This is a genomic window from Rhizobium sp. P1_E1, from assembly GCF_056406015.1.
The window spans coordinates 1-1,623 of the sequence record NZ_JBFUAY010000472.1; the positions used below are offsets into that span (position 1 = coordinate 1).

General features: G+C 55.1%; 2 protein-coding genes. One reads left to right on the forward strand and one right to left on the reverse strand.

Translation table 11 applies throughout. The features are described from left to right. Positions 1-489 (reverse strand): TauD/TfdA dioxygenase family protein (locus tag AC1D1Z_RS37215; RefSeq protein ID WP_477853827.1); only part of this gene is annotated, 489 nt, incomplete at its 3' end. An 816-nt stretch (positions 490-1,305) separates the two neighbouring features. Here AC1D1Z_RS37215 and AC1D1Z_RS37220 point away from each other — a divergent pair. Then, positions 1,306-1,452 (forward strand): DUF1127 domain-containing protein, encoded by a 147-nt coding sequence (locus AC1D1Z_RS37220; protein WP_003552150.1) that lies wholly within the window; start codon positions 1,306-1,308, stop codon positions 1,450-1,452. Positions 1,453-1,623 lie beyond the last annotated feature (171 nt).

The window sequence follows — 1,623 nt, forward strand, 5'->3', positions numbered from 1 at the left end:
GCTGTGAATGGCCCATAAATTGTCCGCTAGCAATTTGAGCGATGCCGGCAGACTTTCGTATGCGGCATGGGTGTTGGACCAGATCGTATCACCTCCAGCCGCCGGAATGACGACGCCGCGAAGGACCGAGAATTTAGGATAGGCATCCACGAAGGTGACATCAGTGTGCCACTGGTCCGCCCTGCCGCCGCCGCGGCTGGAATCGAGATTGAGGATGGAGGCCGTGCCGGTCACCGGACCCTGGGTTGGATGAGGCACAAGGTCGCCCAGGCGGCGTGCGAATGATTCCTGTTGGGCATCGTCAAGATGTTCCTGGTCGCGGAAGAAGATGACCTTGTTTTTCAGGAGAAGCTGGTTGATGGCCGCCACCGTTGCGTCCGAAAGGTCTCCGCCGAGGCGAATACCTCTGATTTCGGCTCCGACGCGGCCGGTCAGCGGCACGACATCGGACACGGGGATGATCTGATTGACGAGAACTGGATTGCTCATGGAAACCTCCTGGCTGATCTTGGAAGAAGACGGCAAGTCACATGCGCCCAACGAAGCATCCGCCGGGCGTTCGAAAATCTCGTTGTTAAAATCTACAGGGCTATGGAACGCTATAATCTATAAAATCAATAGACAAAATATTCTAATTTTGTCCGTTTGCCCGAAACAGCCACCTTCGATAGTTCCTTCTCGCCGATGAATTCCTCACTTGGGGCCTTCAGCGATGCATCGTTTCACCGAAGGCGCTCGTGCCAGAAGTTGGGAGCTCCCAACTTTCGTGACCCCTGAATGACACGCAGGCAAGGCAATCACCCATCAAAAAGCTCGCAGATTCGCGACTTGAACTAAAACGTCGCTCCCACAAATCAGGGTCCGCAGACCAGCAGCGCCTTGGCCACCGATTTGTTCAGCAAGACGCTCAGCGTGGCGGGGATCCTGCTTGTCACTTCGGAGAATTTGGGCCCCGATATCGTCACGCCGTGGCGCTGGGATATGCCGCTGAGCGCTTCCGTCCGGATATGTCGGATACTTCGGGCGCTCGGAACTCAACACCTGTCATCAAGAACTGTTCCCAGCATCGGCTTCGCTTCTATGATGCGAGACACGAACCCCGCCGGTCCGACGGCTTTCACCTCGCGGCTTAAAAAGAGACTATTTCGCGCAAAAAAGAAACAGCCTATGCGTTTGTCGCATAGCTGAAGTGAGAGATTGTCGCTGTTTTAAACCGATTGAACCGCCTATATTCCAACCATCGAAACGACGCCGGAGCCAAGCAAGGTTGCTGACGTCATACAGCCCTCAGGAAAGGGGATTATCATGAACGTAGCACGCTCTTTCAACAACTGGCGCAAGTTCCGTCAGACCGTCACCGAACTCGGCCGCATGTCCAGCCGTGAGCTGCAGGACCTCGGTATCGACCGCGCCGACATCCGCAGCGTTGCCCGCGCATCGATCGCGCGCTAATCGCACAGCACTTGGTATTTAATACTGCTTGACGCCCGCTCCTGACGCGGGCGTTTTTGCGTCGAATGCCATGGCTTAGGTCGGTTTAATCCTCGTTCGTATTGCAAGATATCCGACTTGTATTTCTTGCATAGCTGCAGTGCAGCATAAGGCATTGGCACTATCCATGGT